Genomic DNA, 14,305 nt, shown 5'->3' with positions numbered 1-14,305 from the left:
CGCGATGACCCGCCCCTACGCACCCGGCTATCGCATCCCGACCGACCTGTTGCTCAAAGCCTATGCCTCCGGCGTCTTCCCGATGGCCGAAAATGCCAATGACCCCGAGGTGTTCTGGGTGCGGCCGGAGACGCGCGGCATCATTCCGCTCGACGGTTTCCACATCCCGAAGAGCCTGAGGAAGACGATCCGCAAGGATCTGTTCGAATTCCGCATCGATTTCGATTTCGAGGCGACGATCGACGCCTGCGCCGAAAGACGCGAGGAACGGCGGTCGACCTGGATCAACGCACCAATCCGCGAAGCCTATGTCGAGCTGCATCGGATGGGCCATTGCCATTCGGTCGAGGCCTGGCACGACGACCGGCTGGTCGGCGGGCTCTACGGGGTGTCGCTCGGCCGGGTGTTCTTCGGCGAGAGCATGTTTGCCAGGGAGACCGACGCCTCGAAGGCCTGTCTGGTTCATCTGGTCGAGCGCCTGAAGGCGCGCGGCTTTGCGCTGCTCGATACGCAGTTCACGACCGAGCATCTCAAACGTTTCGGCGCAATCGACGTGCCACGTGGCAAGTACGAGAAGATGCTGGCCGAGGCGCTAAAGGGCGAGGCTGTGTTTTTTCCGTGATCTAGAACGGTTCATCGTTTCACGGAAACGCCGAACCGGTCTATTTTGTGTTTTGACGCAATTCCGCACGGAAAACCGTTCACACTTTTCCTGGAATTGCTCTACCGGCCGGTCAGCCCTTGGTCGCCGTCACCAGCGGTGTCTGTGCATGGAACATCATCTTCCAGCCATTGACGCGGTGGACATAGCCGGTACTGACCAGTGCTGCATAGGCTTCGCCATTTTGCCGGGTCGCACGCGCCTCGTAGGTCAGCATGACGATGTCGCTGCCGGGCTCGATGATGCCCTTGAGGTCGATGTCGAGCTCGCGCCAGCGCTTCGGCTCCGTCGCGGTTTTGGCCAGATCGGCGTTGCTCATCACCCGCGCCATCTGCGGGAAGGCCACCAGGCATTCGGTGTCGGCGTTGGCCTTGAAATAGTCGGCGTCGCCGGTCCAGAATCCCTTTTCGATGTCGAGAAGCTCGCTTTTGTTGGCCATCATCATGGCAACCTCCTCCCTAGAGAGGCCCCAACGCTCAGGCAACAAGGCGGTTCCGCAAGACGCGGCGTATCTATCCGCCGCGCTGACAGGTTCTAGTTGGTTTTGGGGGCAGCGGGCGCCGGCACGTCGGACTTCTGCTTGCAGCCCTTCAGCCAGATATCATAGACGGCGTGCTCGACGGCGTTGATCCCGGGGCTTTCGGCAAACATCCAGCCGGTGAAGATACGGCGGATTTTCCGGTCGAGCGTGATCTCGTCGACCTCGACGAACGAATCCGTCGTCGGCTCTTCGTTTTCGGGCCGCGAATAGCAGATGCGCGGCGTCACCTGCAAAGCGCCGAATTGCACCGTCTCGTCGATATAGACGTCGAAAGTGATGATGCGACCGGTGATCTTGTCGATACCGGCGAATTCAGCGACGGGATTGGTGATGCGCTCGGATACTGCCGGTGCTGCAGGCGCCACCGACGCGTCCGGCGCAGGCGGCGCCAACTCCTGCGCAGCAGCAAGCGCCACCATAGAAGCGAGAACGACCGCGGTTAATCCGCCCGTCAAAATTCGGCTGAACATGCTCATGCAAGGTCCGGTGGTTTGCGCCCGGGTGATTCTCTTAACGCCAAGGCTAGTTGCTGCTGTCGGATCAGCAAACAGCTAAACAGCAATTGTGGCGACAAAGGACCGCGCCCGTGGGGACACGGTGCCTGTGGGAACCGCGCGCGTGTCGCGGCGATCGATCACGAACCGGGCGTCCAGGCGTCGTAGTCGCCCGTCACCTGCGGACGATGCTGGTTGGTCAGCACCGAGCCCTTCGGGCGATAGGCTGCGGGGCTGCCGGTGAGGTTCGGCACATGCGGCTTTTGCCAGTCGCGGGGCTTGTAGTCTTCCGTTGGCGGCGCAACGTCGACACGGTGATGGATCCAGCCATGCCAGCCGGGCGGAATCGCCGAGGCTTCCGAATAGTCGCGGTAGATGACCCAGCGGCGGGTGCGGCCTTCCGAATCGACGCCGCCCTCGTAGTAGACGTTGCCGACCTCGTCCTGCCCGACCATCTTGCCGTGCCGCCAGGTGTGGAAGCGCGTTCCCAGCGTCTGGCTGTTCCACCAGGTGAAAAACTGCAGAAGGAAAGTTTTCATCCAAATCCTCGTGGCAAGTCCTTGTAGCAAGTCCTCGCGGCGCCTGTTCCTGCTTATGGCGTCACGGCATTGCGAAGGCAAGGGTCTTGCCGCAACCGACGAGCAAATGGCTGGCGGGCAAACTATACGTTCATGCGATCCTCGCGTCCGCGCGAAGCAGATGAAATGGGTTGTTGGCAACCTTACGCAGCGTTATTCTAGGAATGATGCTTCGTCGCCTCAAGGGCGGCAAATGAGAGGGGCTCATGTCATCGCTGGCGGGCACGGCCGGTCGCGCATTGCCGCAGGTCGTTGAGGCGATCTACGATTCGATTGCCGACGTCGGCCGCTGGCAAGCGACACTCGAGGCCATCTGCAGCCTGGCGGAAGGCCAGCTTGCCATGCTCGCCGTCATCGACACGATCAGCAGTTCCGCGCGGTTTTCGGTGTCTTGCGGCGATCCCGCAGTTCTTGAGCCGTTGAAGCATGACTACGGCTCGCAAGTGCCGTTCTATGCGGCGGTTCCCAAGATGGAGATCGACGTGCCGTTCACTGTCGATTCGATCTACGCCCTGCAAGGTCCGGATACGCGACAGAGATGGCTCGAAAGCCGCATCGTGCGCGAATGGGTGCAACCCAACCGGCTGGACGATTTCTTCTGGGTGGCGTTGATGAAGCGGCCGATCCGGATCGGCACGCTGATGGTGGTTACCGACAAGGACAGGCGCCAGATTTCCAGCGAGGACCTCGAGCTTGTCTGCCTGCTGGCGCCGCATGTGCGGCGCGCGGTGACCATCGGCGACCTGTTCGAGGCGGAGCGGCGCAAGGCCGAAATCTTCCGTTCCATCATCGAAAGCCTTGACCATCCCGTGCTGATCGTCGCCGAAGACATGACCATCATCTTCGCCAACCCGACAGCCGAAGCGCTGCTCGCCGAAAACATCTCGGTCGCTTGCGTGCGCGGACAGCTTTCCTTCACCTATGCCAACGCCAATGCCGCGATCGGCCGTGCCGTCCAGCTCGGCACGCGCGACGAATTCGCGCTCGGACCTTGCGGCATCAACATTCCGCTGGCCAAGACGGCCGTTCCGGCGGTGGCCCATGTGATGCCGCTGGCGCGGCGTGAAATCTCGGCGCGTATCTCGCAGCGCGCCGCCGCGGCGATCTTCATCGCCGCGGCCGGTTCGGCACCAATCCCGGCGCTGGACGCCATTGCGGCGCTGTTCGGACTGACCGCGGCAGAAAGGCGCGTCGCCGGTCATGTTGCCGCCGGCCTGACGCGAAAGGAAATCGCCGCGGCCGGCGGCGTCTCGGACGGCACCGTCAAGTCGCAGCTGGCGACGATCTTCGACAAGACCGGTACCGGCGATCAGCGCGAGCTCGAACTCTTGATGCGCGAATTGTCGCCGCCGTTGCGCTCCAGTTGATTTGCGCAGATCCCCCGGACCGGCCGTGGTCCAAAAGGCTCGGCCGGTAAGTTTTCCAAGCCTTTAAGAACATCATCCGCAAAATCTGCAAAACGAAACCGGCATCGTTGCAATTCGGCCAAAATCATGGTGCGGTCGTTCGCGGTCCAGAAACGCGGCACTATGCTCGGCTGGAAAGAAAATGGTTTCTGGCGCGGATCTCGATCTTTGATACCGACATCTACCGAGCGGCTGCTCCCCTACCTTTTCCTGCTTGGGCTGATCGTCATCGCGGTCGCTTTCCGGCCACTGCTGCCCGTCGACGAAACGCGATATCTCAGCGTCACCTGGGAAATGTATCTGAGCGGACAGATCTTCGTCCCGACGATGAATTTCGCGCCCTATCTGCAGAAGCCGCCGCTGCTGTTTTGGCTTATCGACCTTGTCTGGACCGTTTTCGGCGCCAGCCGGCCGGCGGCGATGCTGGTCATCTTCGCCGCCTCCTCACTCGTCATCTGGCTGACGACGGCTTTGGCAAGGACCCTGTTTCCCGGCCGCGACGACATCGCACGGCGCGTCCCCTGGCTGGTCGTCGGAAGCAGCGTGTTCGTCATCTATTCGACGCTGATCCTGTTCGACCTGTTGCTGACGGTCTTCGTGCTCGCCGCGCTGTTGTCGTTGATTGCCTTTGCCCGGAGCGGCGACCGCTGGCAGGCCGTTCTGGCCGGGTTGTTCATCGGCATGGGCGTGCTGACGAAAGGCCCGGTGGTGCTCATCCATATCGGCGCGCCCATCCTGTTCTACCCGTTCTGGCGCGACCGGCGGGCGGGACTGGCGACACCGAACTTCCTCGTTGGAGTGGGCCTGGCAGTGCTCGCCGCGCTAATTCCGGTGGCGATCTGGCTGGTGCCGGCGACCATCCTGACAAAGGGCAGTTTCGTCTATGATCTGGTCTGGAACCAATCGGCGGGGCGCGTCACCGGCAATTTGCGCAATTCGCACGGCCGGCCGTTCTACTTCTATCTGCTGCTGCTGCCGGTCATGTTCATGCCGTGGATTTTTATACCCGAGGTATGGCGATTGAAGCTGCGCACGCGGATACGCAGCCTGATCGAGACGAAGTCGCCCGATCTGCGCGCCTTGCGCTTACTGTCGTTCTCGTTCGTTGCCGTGTTGCTGGCGTTCAGCGCGATATCCGGCAAGCAGCCCCACTATGTCGTGCCGATGTTGCCGTTCGTGACCATCCTGTTCGGGTATTTCATGGCGGAGATCCCGCTCGCCAGGCTGAAAAGCTCGGCCGTCGTCATGCTTGTCATTTTCGGCATCGGCCATGCGGTGGCATCGGCAACCGCGTTCAAACGCTATGACCTGACGCCGCTCGCCAACTTCGTCGACGAGCGAAAGGATGCGGACTGGGCCGTGGCTTTCGACTATCAAGGCGAAGTCGGCTTCCTGGCCCGGTTGCAAAAGCCATTCGAAACCACCGACAAACCGGAAGAATGGCTTGGCTCGCATCCCAGCGGCTATGTCATCGACAAGGTTTCCAAGGATCCCGGCACCGCAGGGCAAATCGCGTTCCGGCTTCGCGTCGAACGCAGCTATCTCGTCGTGCTGAAGGGACAGCATTGACGATCGTTACCGGTTTGCCAATTCATCTCCCGCACGGGAGATGAAGGCGTTGCTGCTCCGTGGTTCCATCGCTCGATTGAACCGGGAGGTATTCATGCGCAAGCTCATCTCGACGACGCTTTTTGTCTTATCGCTCGCTGTGGCCGGCGTTGCTGCCGATCCGGCATGGAGCTTCAAATGTCAGTCCGGTACGATCGGGCAAGGCAGTTGCTCCTGCTCCGGGACCGCCGACTGCACCGACATGCGGCATTCGAAAATGTGCAAGGGCGACCTGAATTGCGGTTCGGGCAAATGCTCGTGCACGGCCGCGTTGGTAGTCGACCCAGGTCCGAAAACCCCCCAAGCCCAAGGTCGTCGCGCCGAAGGCGACGACCAAAGGCGTCGTGAAGCAGTAGCCATCCAAGCCGAAAGGACGGCGGCCCGACGTCGCTAGGCCCGCCCGATGTTTTCGCGGTTCATCCCCCGTGCGGGCGATGAACCGCCAGCGGACAAATGCTGCTGTCTAGCCGGAGGGTGGTTTCCAACGACAGAGCGAGGATACCATGTTGAAAACCTGCACGATGCTGTTCTTCGGTCTGATGGCGGCCACCGCGGCCGCCCAGCCGCCGCCTTCGGGGCCGCCGGTTGCCAGTGCGGCACTTGCCCCATGCAACCCCACACAATCGAACAGGCCCTGCAAAGCCGAACTCGGCGTGTTCCTGATCACCAACACCGTCCGCAACCTGGCGCAGGCCAAGGTCGACGCCACCAACGCACAGCTAGCCGCCCAGGGACGATCATCGCGCGCATCGATCGAATCGCTGAAGCAATGGCGGCCGTCGCGCTTTGCGACGCAGATGCTGAACCAGCCGAACAGCTGGTTTGTCAAAGTTCCCTATATCCTCACCATCAAGGTCTCGATCCCGCTGACGTCCGACCGTCACATCGGCATTCCCATAGACGTCAACGTCTTCTGCAGCCGCTGGCAGACCGATTCCAGCCAGGTCATCATCCGCTCGCAACCCGGCCCGGCGAGCTTCGAAGGCGGCAACATCCTCGAAGATGTTTTCAACATCGGCAACTACATCGATGCCCAGGTACGCAGCTCGTTTTCGGCACCCCTGCCGGTGACGACGCCGGTTCCGAATTCGAAATGCTCGGCAATCGACGGGTCCGATGCCGGCACGCAAGCCACCGGCGACGATCTCATCTTCTGGACGGTGCCGCGACGCAACCTGATTGTGACGGACGCCATAGCCAAGCCGACGGTTGAAGTGACCTTCGACAGCCTCACGCGTCTGGCGGCCCGCGACTTCCACAACAATGTGGTCTATGCGGAATCCGAGGCCATTAACCTCAATGTCTACGCCAATGAGGACGGCCTTCAGAAGGCGCTGACGATGCGCGAAGGCGACGTGGCTGCGCTGAACCTTCCCGCACTCAGGCTCGACGCGCGAAAATACGATTCGCTGGTCGTCATCGGCAATGTCGACCAGCCGCCGAACGATCCCAGAGACAGCGCCTTCGCGGTAGCGGCCAAGAGTGCGGGATTCGGTGCCGGTTCCAAGATCATGCAGATCCCGAAGTGGTATTCGAGGCCTCCGGACCAGTTCAATCACAAGCCTACATGGATCAGAGTTCCGGGCTACGAGCTGCACTATACGGTGCGCTATCTCAACAGCGGCGGGCTGGCCGTCGGCGGTGGAGCCAGTACGGTCCGGCCACCAAAAGTCGCTGTTCCGATAGAGAAGCTCATCAAGCCGAAAACGCCCTGACGCGGCGGCTCGCGGATGACGGCGGCGGTTCGGACCGCTGCCGCCATCCCCCGCGCGGCAGATGCGGCAGCGCCTGCTTCATGGCCTGATCTTGCGGGAACAAACGCGCCGCTCGCCACGAGCGAGCGGCGCCATCGATGGAGACAAACGATGCTGCACCTTCGCCATACCATGCCCGCCGCCCGGATCATTGCGGCAATCTCGCTGCTTGCTTTCCCGAACCTCGTGCCGCCGATCACGAGCCCGGCGAACGCGCTGCCGGTCAGCCAATCCTGCCGGATCACCACCTATTACAAGACGGCGGTGAAGGCGACGGAGGTTGGCGTGCGCTCGACGTGCCAAGGCGTCAAAAAATGGGGTGTCACCTCGAAATATTACGAGGTCGAAAAAATCGAAGCCGCTACGCCCCCGCACACGTCGGGCGGCGGCGGCAGCCTGCCGTGCGAGTTTCTCGCCGCCGGCTGCTCCAACCTGCCTGTGAAACGCAACTGAGCGTCAGGCGAACGAGCTAGCCGATCGCCTTCTCCAAAACCAGCGCCGGCAACCCTGTGGCGCCGCCGCAATCGGCCGTGTTGCCGGCGGGCAAGAACCCTCTCGAGCGGTAGAAGGCGATGGCCGGGGCATTTGCTTCCTCGACCTCGACGCGTAGCGTTCGGGCCTCCGGAAAGCTGGCCTCGATCTCGTCCAGCAGCGCCTGGCCGATGCCTTGCCTGTGCCAGGCCGGATGCACGTAAAGCTGGTTCAGCATGACGATCCTGGCATCCGTGGTGGCGGCGGCGAAAGCCATGCCGCCGATGCTTTTGCCGTCGTCGGCGACCAGGAACTCCGAGTTCGGCCGCGTCAGCCGTGCTTTGAGCGCGGCGATCGAATGCCATTCATCGGTGATTTCGGTAACCCGCGCCGCGCCGTAGATGGCGTCATAGGTGGCATGCCATGTCTCGATCAGCAATGCGCGCACCGCCGCCAGATCGCGCTCGCCGGCGGTGCGGACGAACATCCTACTCGATCCCGAGCTTGGCCTTGACCAGCTCGTTGACCGCCTGCGGATTGGCCTTGCCGCCGGTTGCCTTCATCACCTGGCCGACGAACCAGCCGGCCATGGTCGGCTTGGCACGCGCCTGCTCGACCTTGTCCGGGTTGGCCGCAATCACCTCGTCGACCGCCTTTTCGATGGCGCCGGTATCGGTGACCTGCTTCATGCCACGGCTTTCGACCAGCTGACGCGGATCGCCGCCCTCGTTCCATACGATCTCGAACAGATCCTTGGCGATCTTGCCGGAGATGGTGCCTTCCTTGATCAGGTCGATGACGGCACCAAGCTGGTCGGGCGAAACAGGAGCGTTTTCAATATCCTTGCCGGCCTTGTTCAAGGCCCCCAGGAGGTCGTTGATGACCCAGTTGGCGGCGAGCTTGCCGTCGCGCCCAGCCGCCACCTTCTCGAAATAATCGGCGACCGCCTTTTCCGATACCAGGATCGAGGCATCGTAGGTCGACAGGCCAAGCGACGAGATCAGCCGCGCCTTCTTGGCGTCGGGAAGTTCCGGCAGGTCCTTTGCCAACTCGTCGACATAGGCCTGGTCGAATTCCAGCGGCAGAAGATCGGGATCCGGGAAATAGCGGTAGTCATGCGCTTCTTCCTTGGAGCGCATCGAGCGCGTCTCACCCTTGTTGGGGTCGAACAGCCGCGTTTCCTGCTCGATCCTGCCGCCGTCCTCGAGGATGGCGATCTGGCGGCGCGCTTCATAGTCAATGGCCTGGCCGATGAAACGGATCGAGTTGACGTTCTTGATCTCGCAGCGCGTGCCGAATTCGCCGCCGGGCCGGCGCACCGAGACGTTGACGTCGGCGCGCAGCGAGCCTTCGTCCATATTGCCGTCGCACGTGCCGAGATAGCGCACGATGGTGCGCAGCTTGGTGACATAGGCCTTGGCTTCATCGGCGGAGCGCATATCGGGCTTGGAGACGATCTCCATCAGCGCCACGCCGGAGCGGTTGAGATCGACATAGGACATCGTCGCATGCTGGTCGTGCATCGACTTGCCGGCATCCTGCTCCAGGTGCAGGCGCTCGATGCCGACCTCGATGTCCTCGAATTCGCCCTGCCGATCCGGGCCGACCGAGACGATCACCTTGCCCTCGCCGACGATCGGCTGCTTGAACTGCGAGATCTGGTAGCCCTGCGGCAGATCGGGATAGAAATAGTTTTTCCTGTCGAAGACCGATTTGTGGTTGATCTCAGCCTTCAGGCCCAACCCGGTACGGATCGCCTGCTTGACGCATTCCTCGTTGATGACCGGCAGCATGCCGGGCATCGCCGCGTCGACCAGGCTGACATTGGCATTGGGCGCGGCGCCGAAAATGGTCGAGGCGCCGGAAAACAGCTTTGCCTGCGAGGTCACCTGCGCATGGACCTCGAGGCCGATGATGATCTCCCAGTCGCCGGTGGCGCCGGGAACCAGGCGCTTGGCGTCGGGCGTGCGGGTATCGATGAGGGTCATAGTGGCCTGCATAGTGGAATTGCGGATATGCGAGAACGCATATTTTGATGTGCAACTTCGCTAGTGCAAACCGCCAAGAGAGACAAGCGCAAAGCCGCGGGCGCCGACGCGGCACAGGCCCGCACCTGCCGCGATGGACTGCTATAGCAGCTTGAAAAAATTCAATGGCCGGCAACCCGGCCGCCCTCACCTATGCCGTGGCGATATAGGCCCTGATTTCCTCGGCCTCGCGCTCGACATCCTCGATGCGCCGCTTGACCACGTCGCCGATCGACACGATGCCGTCGAGCAGCCCGTTCTTTTCCACCGGCAGATGGCGGAAGCGGCCCTTGGTCATGATCTCCATGACCTCGTTGACGGTGTGGTTCTCATTGCAGATCTTCACCTTGGGCGTCATCGCCGAGCGGATGGCAAGGTCGAGCGCCGCCGCCCCCTCCTTGGCGAGAACCCGCACCACATCGCGCTCGGAAAGAATGCCGACGATCTTGTGATCGCCGTTGGTGATGACCAGCGCGCCGATCCTGTGTTCGGAAAGCATGCGGATGGCTTCGCTGAGCTTTTCGTTCGGCCCGAGCGTCACCACGTCGTGGCCTTTTGCCTCGAGAATTGCCTTAACAGTCATGACGTCCTCCTCTGCATTTCCTGCCGGCTCCTGCCTTGGCCGGCTTTCCCTAGTATGAACATGGTGCGCCGCGATCGGTTTCATTTCAAGTGCGGAGGTCTCAGGTGTCCGGCTCGTCCGCCTGTTGGAGCGCCTGCTCTCGCCGATCGAAGAACCGCAGGCCGAAGAAGCCGGCAAGAAAGCCGCCAATATGGGCTTCCCAGGCGATCTGGCCGTCAATGCCGGGCGCCAGGCCGAAGAGGCCGGTCGCCAGGTTGATCACCATCCACATGGCGAGAAAGGTGACGACGCCGCGCGAGCGCAGCACCGCCGCCATCGGCAAAGGCTGGCCGGCGAAGGCGGCCTTGCCCGACGAGCGGTCGATGCGGAAGCCATAGCGCGCCGCCGCACCCATCATGCCGGAAATCGCGCCGGAGGCGCCGACCAGCGGCGCCTCGCCAAGCGGGTGCATGGCCCAGAACAGTGCCACCGCCGCCAATCCGGTCGCGGCGAAGAACAGGCTGAAGCGCAGCGCACCGAAGCGGTTGGCCAGCGGTGAGCCGAAGGCCGCAAGCCACACCATGTTGATGGCAAGATGGGCAAAGCCGCCATGCAGGAAGGCATAGGTAAATGGGCTTGAAAACGCGAAGAAATCCAAGTCGAAGCGGCCGGAGTAGCGGATCGGCACAAAGGCTGCCCGGACAAGCAGTTCGAAGTCCTGGTCGTCGGTCAGCCAATAGACCCGGATCAGATGGACGGCGACGCAGATGCCGATCACCGCCAGCACAACGGGCGGCAGGTTGAACACCGGTTCACGGCGCTGCTCCGGTTCGCGGGCGGCAGGCCCACTCTCGCCCTGCTCGATATCCGGTGGGCTTTCTGGGTCGCTCATATGGCTTGCACTCAGTCGCTGGATTGGACTTCGCGAGCATGTAGATCACGGCCAACCGAATCACAAACGGCGAATCAGGAGCCCCGAATCAAAAAAGAAGCCGTCCAAGGTTTCCCTTGAACGGCTGGTCGAGCCCCCTTGCTCCCCCTGAACTCTTGACTGAAGTGCCGCCGATCGTCGCAAAACGACCGCTTCTGGAGTGGTTTTGGTGTGCCACAGGCCTGGCCGGCGCGCAACGTAAACCAGTTGTTAACCTTAACCGCCCCGACCCGTGAACAAGTATTAACGATGCTGGCACGCATCCTGCTCCGCAACGCATGTAGGTCTTCGGAGGGCGCCCTTCTGTTCACCGATGGGACATCAGAAGACAGAATGCGCGGAGCAGCATTAGCATGAACCAGACCGGATCGATCACGCTGTTCCATTATTGGAACCGATTGCGTGACGGACGCCCTGCCCCGAAGCGCTCGGAAGTCGAACCGGCCGACATCAAGTCGCTGCTGGCCGACACGTTCATCCTGGAAAAGGACACGCGCGGCGAAGCGGTGTTCCGGCTCGCCGGCACCAGGCTTTGCGCAGTCTATGGCCGTGAACTCAAGGGGTTTTCATTCCCTTCGCTGTGGCGCGAGAAGGACCAGCGGCTGATCTCGAAGCTGACCGATGGCGTCTTCGACCTGAAATCGGTGGTGCTCATCACCTATGAGGGTTTCAGCCGCAACGGCCGTTCCAACAGGTTCGAGCTGCTCGCACTGCCGCTCGACGGCGGTGTCGAGAGTCCGCGTTGCCTCGGCGTGATAAGCGCCGTTGAAAAGCCCTTCTGGCTGGGCGCCGACCCGGTTCTCGACGCGTTGATCGATTCGATCCGTGTCGTCGATCCCGACAAGGAGCCGATGTTCCTGAAGAACCGCCCGGCGATCGAAGTTCCCTCGCTCGCCCCATCGGAATTCGACCCGCCCGAGACGATTTCGGCGCTCGGCCAGGCCCGTCGCATCCGTCACCTGGTCGTCTTCGACGGCGGACGCGAAGAATGATGCCAAAGCTTAAAGCAACAGTGCCGGGCTTTCCCCTTTGTTAACCTGCTTTGTTGTAGTTTTCCGCTGAAATTCCCCGCATCCATGCGCGGAATGCCGAACGGGGTATGGCAGTCATGAGGTCAGCGGCGGTCGACCATGCGCCGTCCCAAGCTGAAAGGCGTAACTTTCAGCGCGTCCGCGTGAAGATTTACGGACGTTTCATGCTGGAAGACCGCACCGAACATCCCTGCCAGGTGGTCGACATGTCGCCCGGCAACGTCGCACTGCGCACCGAGCGCGCCGGCCTGCCGGGTGAAAAGGTCATTGCCTACATCGATCACATCGGCCGCATCGAAGGCGTCATCACCCGCACTTTGCAGGATGGCTTTGCGATGACCGTCATCGCGTCGGACCGCAAGCGGGACAAGCTCGCCGCGCAACTGACCTGGCTTGCCAATAAGCACGAGCTCGACCTGCCGGAAGACCGCCGCCATGAACGCGTGGCACCGCGCAACCCGACGAGCGTGCTGCAACTTGCTGACGGACGGCAGTACCAGTGCCGCATCATCGATCTGTCGCTGTCGGGCGCCGCGATCGAGATCGACGTCAAGCCGGCCATCGGCGTCCAGGTGACGCTGGGCACCATGCGCGGCCAGGTTGTTCGCCATTTCGAAGATGGCGTCGCCATCGAGTTCGCCGTCGTCCAGCGGCCGGAAACGCTCGACACCGAATTCAGCTCGCCGCGCGGCTGACGCGGAAGTTTTAGCACCATCGCGAAGGATTGCCATCCTAGCAGTTCGAACGGTGCGACGAAGCATGGGAATGCACCCGGCTAGAATCCTTAAATAATTCTATACTCAATTTCATCAAATTTTATGTTTATTCTATTGGAGTTTTACTTAATGTCTACTTCGCGCTTTTGCGTCAAATAAATCCAGCCGTGTCATTGTCTCCTCAAACGGGGAGACTGAATAATGAAAAGGATGAGGGGCAAGCTGTTGCTGGCGGCAATAGCGATGCAGCTTTTCGGCTGGGGGATTGCAAGCGCGGCGGAGCCGGCGTTCATGCATACCGGCGGCCGCACCACGCAGCCGGTCGGTCACTACGAATTGTGCCGGCAGATTCCGCAGGAATGCAATCAGAGGACGCCGAACCGCGCACCGGTCGAACTCACCCGCAAGCTGTGGGCAACGATCGTCAAGATCAACAATTCGGTCAACAGCAGGGTCGCGCCGCGCACCGACATGGAAATGTGGGGCAAGGAAGAAGTCTGGTCGTTTCCCAAAGGCTTCGGCGACTGCGAGGACTATGCGCTGGAAAAGCGCCGCGAACTGATGAGCATGGGCGTGCCGGCCGGCGATCTGCTGATGACGGTGGTGCGCCAGCGCAACGGCGACGGCCATGCGGTGCTGACCGTGCGCACCAGCCTTGGAGAGTTCATCCTCGACAATCTCCAGCCCAAGGTGCTGTCCTGGACCAAGACCAGTTACACCTACCTGAAGCGCCAGTCCGACCGCAATTCCGGCGCCTGGGTAACGATCAACGACGGCCGCTCCGACGCGGTCGCCAGCGTCCGCTGAGGACGCCAATGCATGTCGCCCAAAAGTGCGTAGCGGTTTTGGGATAACGACATGCATAAACAGAGGTTAAGTGCGTCGCATGACTTCGCGCTTTAGGAGAAACCCGGTCGAGTCCCCACCCTCCCCGTCCCCAACGACCGGGTTTAGGAGCCGGCCCCGTCCCCGGGCCGGCTCCACCATTTCTGGGCTTGCGATAGGCGGCCTTCACTGACCGGCGCTACACTTTCCTCAACCCAGCCCTGAACCGCCTGCCGTTGGCCACATAATGCGCGGCAGAGGCGCGCAGCCTGGCGATTGCGGCTTCGTCGAGCGTCCTGACGACGCGCGCGGGCGAGCCGACGATCAGTGAATTGTCGGGGAACTGCTTGCCTTCGGTGACCAGTGCACCAGCCCCGACCAGCGAGTTGTTACCGATCTTCGCGCCGTTCAGCACGATGGCGCCCATGCCGATCAGGCTGTTGTGGCCGATCGTGCAGCCATGCAGCAAGGCACGGTGGCCGATCGTGCAGCCTTGGCCGACGGTCAGCGGAAAGCCGGCGTCGGTGTGCATGATGGTGTGCTCCTGCACGTTGGTGTCGGCGCCGATGACGATCGGCTCGGGGGGGGCGGCGGGGGCCGCGCCCCCCCCCCAACCCGCCATGTGGGCGCTCCGGGAATTTGCGCGACCGGGGGGGGGGGGGGGGCGCAACGTGGGGTGGGGGGGGGGGAAGTCGGGGGG

At 62.0% G+C, this 14,305-nt stretch carries 17 protein-coding genes; 9 read left to right on the top strand and 8 right to left on the bottom strand.

Annotation, left to right across the window (positions count from 1 at the left end; translation table 11 throughout):
- The first annotated feature begins 4 nt into the window (after positions 1–4).
- Complete coding sequence (gene aat / locus NKH37_RS28590; RefSeq protein WP_023717475.1) at positions 5–622, top strand: leucyl/phenylalanyl-tRNA--protein transferase; 618 nt, start codon at positions 5–7, stop codon at positions 620–622.
- 112 nt (positions 623–734) lie between these two features.
- On the opposite strand, the gene NKH37_RS28585 is transcribed toward aat, so the two are convergent.
- The 3 genes from NKH37_RS28585 to NKH37_RS28575 form a co-directional block, all read right to left on the bottom strand.
- Positions 735–1,103, bottom strand: a complete 369-nt coding sequence (locus NKH37_RS28585; RefSeq protein ID WP_023717474.1) for a hypothetical protein — start codon at positions 1,101–1,103, stop codon at positions 735–737.
- A gap of 92 nt (positions 1,104–1,195) precedes the next feature.
- Complete coding sequence (locus tag NKH37_RS28580; RefSeq protein WP_353006530.1) at positions 1,196–1,678, bottom strand: DUF2155 domain-containing protein; 483 nt, start codon at positions 1,676–1,678, stop codon at positions 1,196–1,198.
- Positions 1,679–1,836: 158 nt separating this feature from the next.
- Positions 1,837–2,235 carry an NADH:ubiquinone oxidoreductase subunit NDUFA12 gene (locus NKH37_RS28575; protein WP_352484551.1) on the bottom strand — a complete coding sequence of 133 codons (399 nt, stop codon included), beginning with the start codon at positions 2,233–2,235 and terminating at the stop codon, positions 1,837–1,839.
- Positions 2,236–2,480: 245 nt separating this feature from the next.
- Between NKH37_RS28575 and NKH37_RS28570 the strand changes: the two genes are divergently transcribed.
- From NKH37_RS28570 to NKH37_RS28550, 5 genes are all read left to right on the top strand, one after another.
- Entirely contained in the window at positions 2,481–3,641 is a 1,161-nt protein-coding gene (locus tag NKH37_RS28570; RefSeq protein WP_352515793.1) for a helix-turn-helix transcriptional regulator, read from the top strand.
- Between the two features lie 207 nt (positions 3,642–3,848).
- Positions 3,849–5,249, top strand: coding sequence for an ArnT family glycosyltransferase (locus NKH37_RS28565; protein WP_353006533.1), 1,401 nt, complete (start codon positions 3,849–3,851; stop codon positions 5,247–5,249).
- Between the two features lie 94 nt (positions 5,250–5,343).
- On the top strand, positions 5,344–5,682 hold the full coding sequence (locus tag NKH37_RS28560; RefSeq protein WP_353041997.1) for a hypothetical protein: 339 nt from the start codon (positions 5,344–5,346) through the stop codon (positions 5,680–5,682).
- Between the two features lie 109 nt (positions 5,683–5,791).
- Entirely contained in the window at positions 5,792–7,003 is a 1,212-nt protein-coding gene (locus NKH37_RS28555; protein WP_353006536.1) for a hypothetical protein, read from the top strand.
- A gap of 150 nt (positions 7,004–7,153) precedes the next feature.
- Complete coding sequence (locus tag NKH37_RS28550; protein WP_353006539.1) at positions 7,154–7,495, top strand: hypothetical protein; 342 nt, start codon at positions 7,154–7,156, stop codon at positions 7,493–7,495.
- A gap of 16 nt (positions 7,496–7,511) precedes the next feature.
- On the opposite strand, the gene NKH37_RS28545 is transcribed toward NKH37_RS28550, so the two are convergent.
- From NKH37_RS28545 to NKH37_RS28530, 4 genes are all read right to left on the bottom strand, one after another.
- On the bottom strand, positions 7,512–8,000 hold the full coding sequence (locus tag NKH37_RS28545; RefSeq protein WP_023717466.1) for a GNAT family N-acetyltransferase: 489 nt from the start codon (positions 7,998–8,000) through the stop codon (positions 7,512–7,514).
- A gap of 1 nt (position 8,001) precedes the next feature.
- Complete coding sequence (gatB, locus tag NKH37_RS28540; protein WP_352484544.1) at positions 8,002–9,501, bottom strand: Asp-tRNA(Asn)/Glu-tRNA(Gln) amidotransferase subunit GatB; 1,500 nt, start codon at positions 9,499–9,501, stop codon at positions 8,002–8,004.
- 190 nt (positions 9,502–9,691) lie between these two features.
- The gene (locus tag NKH37_RS28535) at positions 9,692–10,123 is read right to left on the bottom strand and encodes a CBS domain-containing protein (RefSeq protein WP_023717464.1); all 432 of its coding nucleotides are present in this window, start codon (positions 10,121–10,123) and stop codon (positions 9,692–9,694) included.
- Between the two features lie 100 nt (positions 10,124–10,223).
- A complete protein-coding gene (locus tag NKH37_RS28530; RefSeq protein ID WP_353006541.1) occupies positions 10,224–10,994 on the bottom strand; it encodes a rhomboid family intramembrane serine protease in 771 nt (256 codons plus the stop codon).
- A gap of 392 nt (positions 10,995–11,386) precedes the next feature.
- On the opposite strand from NKH37_RS28530, the gene NKH37_RS28525 reads away from it, so the two are divergent.
- The 3 genes from NKH37_RS28525 to NKH37_RS28515 all read left to right on the top strand — a co-directional run bounded on the left by NKH37_RS28525 (position 11,387) and on the right by NKH37_RS28515 (position 13,587).
- Positions 11,387–12,025: a PAS domain-containing protein gene (locus NKH37_RS28525; protein ID WP_023717462.1), complete on the top strand. Its 639-nt coding sequence runs from the start codon at positions 11,387–11,389 to the stop codon at positions 12,023–12,025.
- A gap of 116 nt (positions 12,026–12,141) precedes the next feature.
- On the top strand, positions 12,142–12,759 hold the full coding sequence (locus tag NKH37_RS28520) for a PilZ domain-containing protein (RefSeq protein WP_023717461.1): 618 nt from the start codon (positions 12,142–12,144) through the stop codon (positions 12,757–12,759).
- A 222-nt stretch (positions 12,760–12,981) separates the two neighbouring features.
- Positions 12,982–13,587: a transglutaminase-like cysteine peptidase gene (locus NKH37_RS28515; RefSeq protein WP_023717460.1), complete on the top strand. Its 606-nt coding sequence runs from the start codon at positions 12,982–12,984 to the stop codon at positions 13,585–13,587.
- A gap of 217 nt (positions 13,588–13,804) precedes the next feature.
- Here the strand turns inward: NKH37_RS28515 and NKH37_RS28510 are convergent, their stop codons facing one another.
- Positions 13,805–14,275 carry a gamma carbonic anhydrase family protein gene (locus NKH37_RS28510; RefSeq protein WP_502906009.1) on the bottom strand — a complete coding sequence of 157 codons (471 nt, stop codon included), beginning with the start codon at positions 14,273–14,275 and terminating at the stop codon, positions 13,805–13,807.
- Positions 14,276–14,305 lie beyond the last annotated feature (30 nt).

This window comes from Mesorhizobium sp. M1217 (assembly GCF_040318275.1).
GTDB lineage: Bacteria > Pseudomonadota > Alphaproteobacteria > Rhizobiales > Rhizobiaceae > Mesorhizobium.
The sequence above is the reverse complement of the archived record's forward strand: the minus strand, read 5'-3'. Positions and strand labels throughout refer to the sequence as shown.

What these genes read in the sequence shown, in the direction of transcription:
- NKH37_RS28520 (WP_023717461.1), top strand. Translation starts at nt 12,142, where the DNA reads ATGAGGTCAGCGGCGGTCGACCATGCGCCGTCCCAAGCTGAAAGGCGT.
- NKH37_RS28550 (WP_353006539.1), top strand. Translation starts at nt 7,154, where the DNA reads ATGCTGCACCTTCGCCATACCATGCCCGCCGCCCGGATCATTGCGGCA.
- NKH37_RS28515 (WP_023717460.1), top strand. Translation starts at nt 12,982, where the DNA reads ATGAAAAGGATGAGGGGCAAGCTGTTGCTGGCGGCAATAGCGATGCAG.
- NKH37_RS28580 (WP_353006530.1), bottom strand. Translation starts at nt 1,678, where the DNA reads ATGAGCATGTTCAGCCGAATTTTGACGGGCGGATTAACCGCGGTCGTT.
- NKH37_RS28535 (WP_023717464.1), bottom strand. Translation starts at nt 10,123, where the DNA reads ATGACTGTTAAGGCAATTCTCGAGGCAAAAGGCCACGACGTGGTGACG.
- NKH37_RS28585 (WP_023717474.1), bottom strand. Translation starts at nt 1,103, where the DNA reads ATGATGGCCAACAAAAGCGAGCTTCTCGACATCGAAAAGGGATTCTGG.
- aat (WP_023717475.1), top strand. Translation starts at nt 5, where the DNA reads ATGACCCGCCCCTACGCACCCGGCTATCGCATCCCGACCGACCTGTTG.
- gatB (WP_352484544.1), bottom strand. Translation starts at nt 9,501, where the DNA reads ATGACCCTCATCGATACCCGCACGCCCGACGCCAAGCGCCTGGTTCCC.
- NKH37_RS28530 (WP_353006541.1), bottom strand. Translation starts at nt 10,994, where the DNA reads ATGAGCGACCCAGAAAGCCCACCGGATATCGAGCAGGGCGAGAGTGGG.
- NKH37_RS28570 (WP_352515793.1), top strand. Translation starts at nt 2,481, where the DNA reads ATGTCATCGCTGGCGGGCACGGCCGGTCGCGCATTGCCGCAGGTCGTT.
- NKH37_RS28560 (WP_353041997.1), top strand. Translation starts at nt 5,344, where the DNA reads ATGCGCAAGCTCATCTCGACGACGCTTTTTGTCTTATCGCTCGCTGTG.
- NKH37_RS28575 (WP_352484551.1), bottom strand. Translation starts at nt 2,235, where the DNA reads ATGAAAACTTTCCTTCTGCAGTTTTTCACCTGGTGGAACAGCCAGACG.
- NKH37_RS28545 (WP_023717466.1), bottom strand. Translation starts at nt 8,000, where the DNA reads ATGTTCGTCCGCACCGCCGGCGAGCGCGATCTGGCGGCGGTGCGCGCA.
- NKH37_RS28555 (WP_353006536.1), top strand. Translation starts at nt 5,792, where the DNA reads ATGTTGAAAACCTGCACGATGCTGTTCTTCGGTCTGATGGCGGCCACC.
- NKH37_RS28525 (WP_023717462.1), top strand. Translation starts at nt 11,387, where the DNA reads ATGAACCAGACCGGATCGATCACGCTGTTCCATTATTGGAACCGATTG.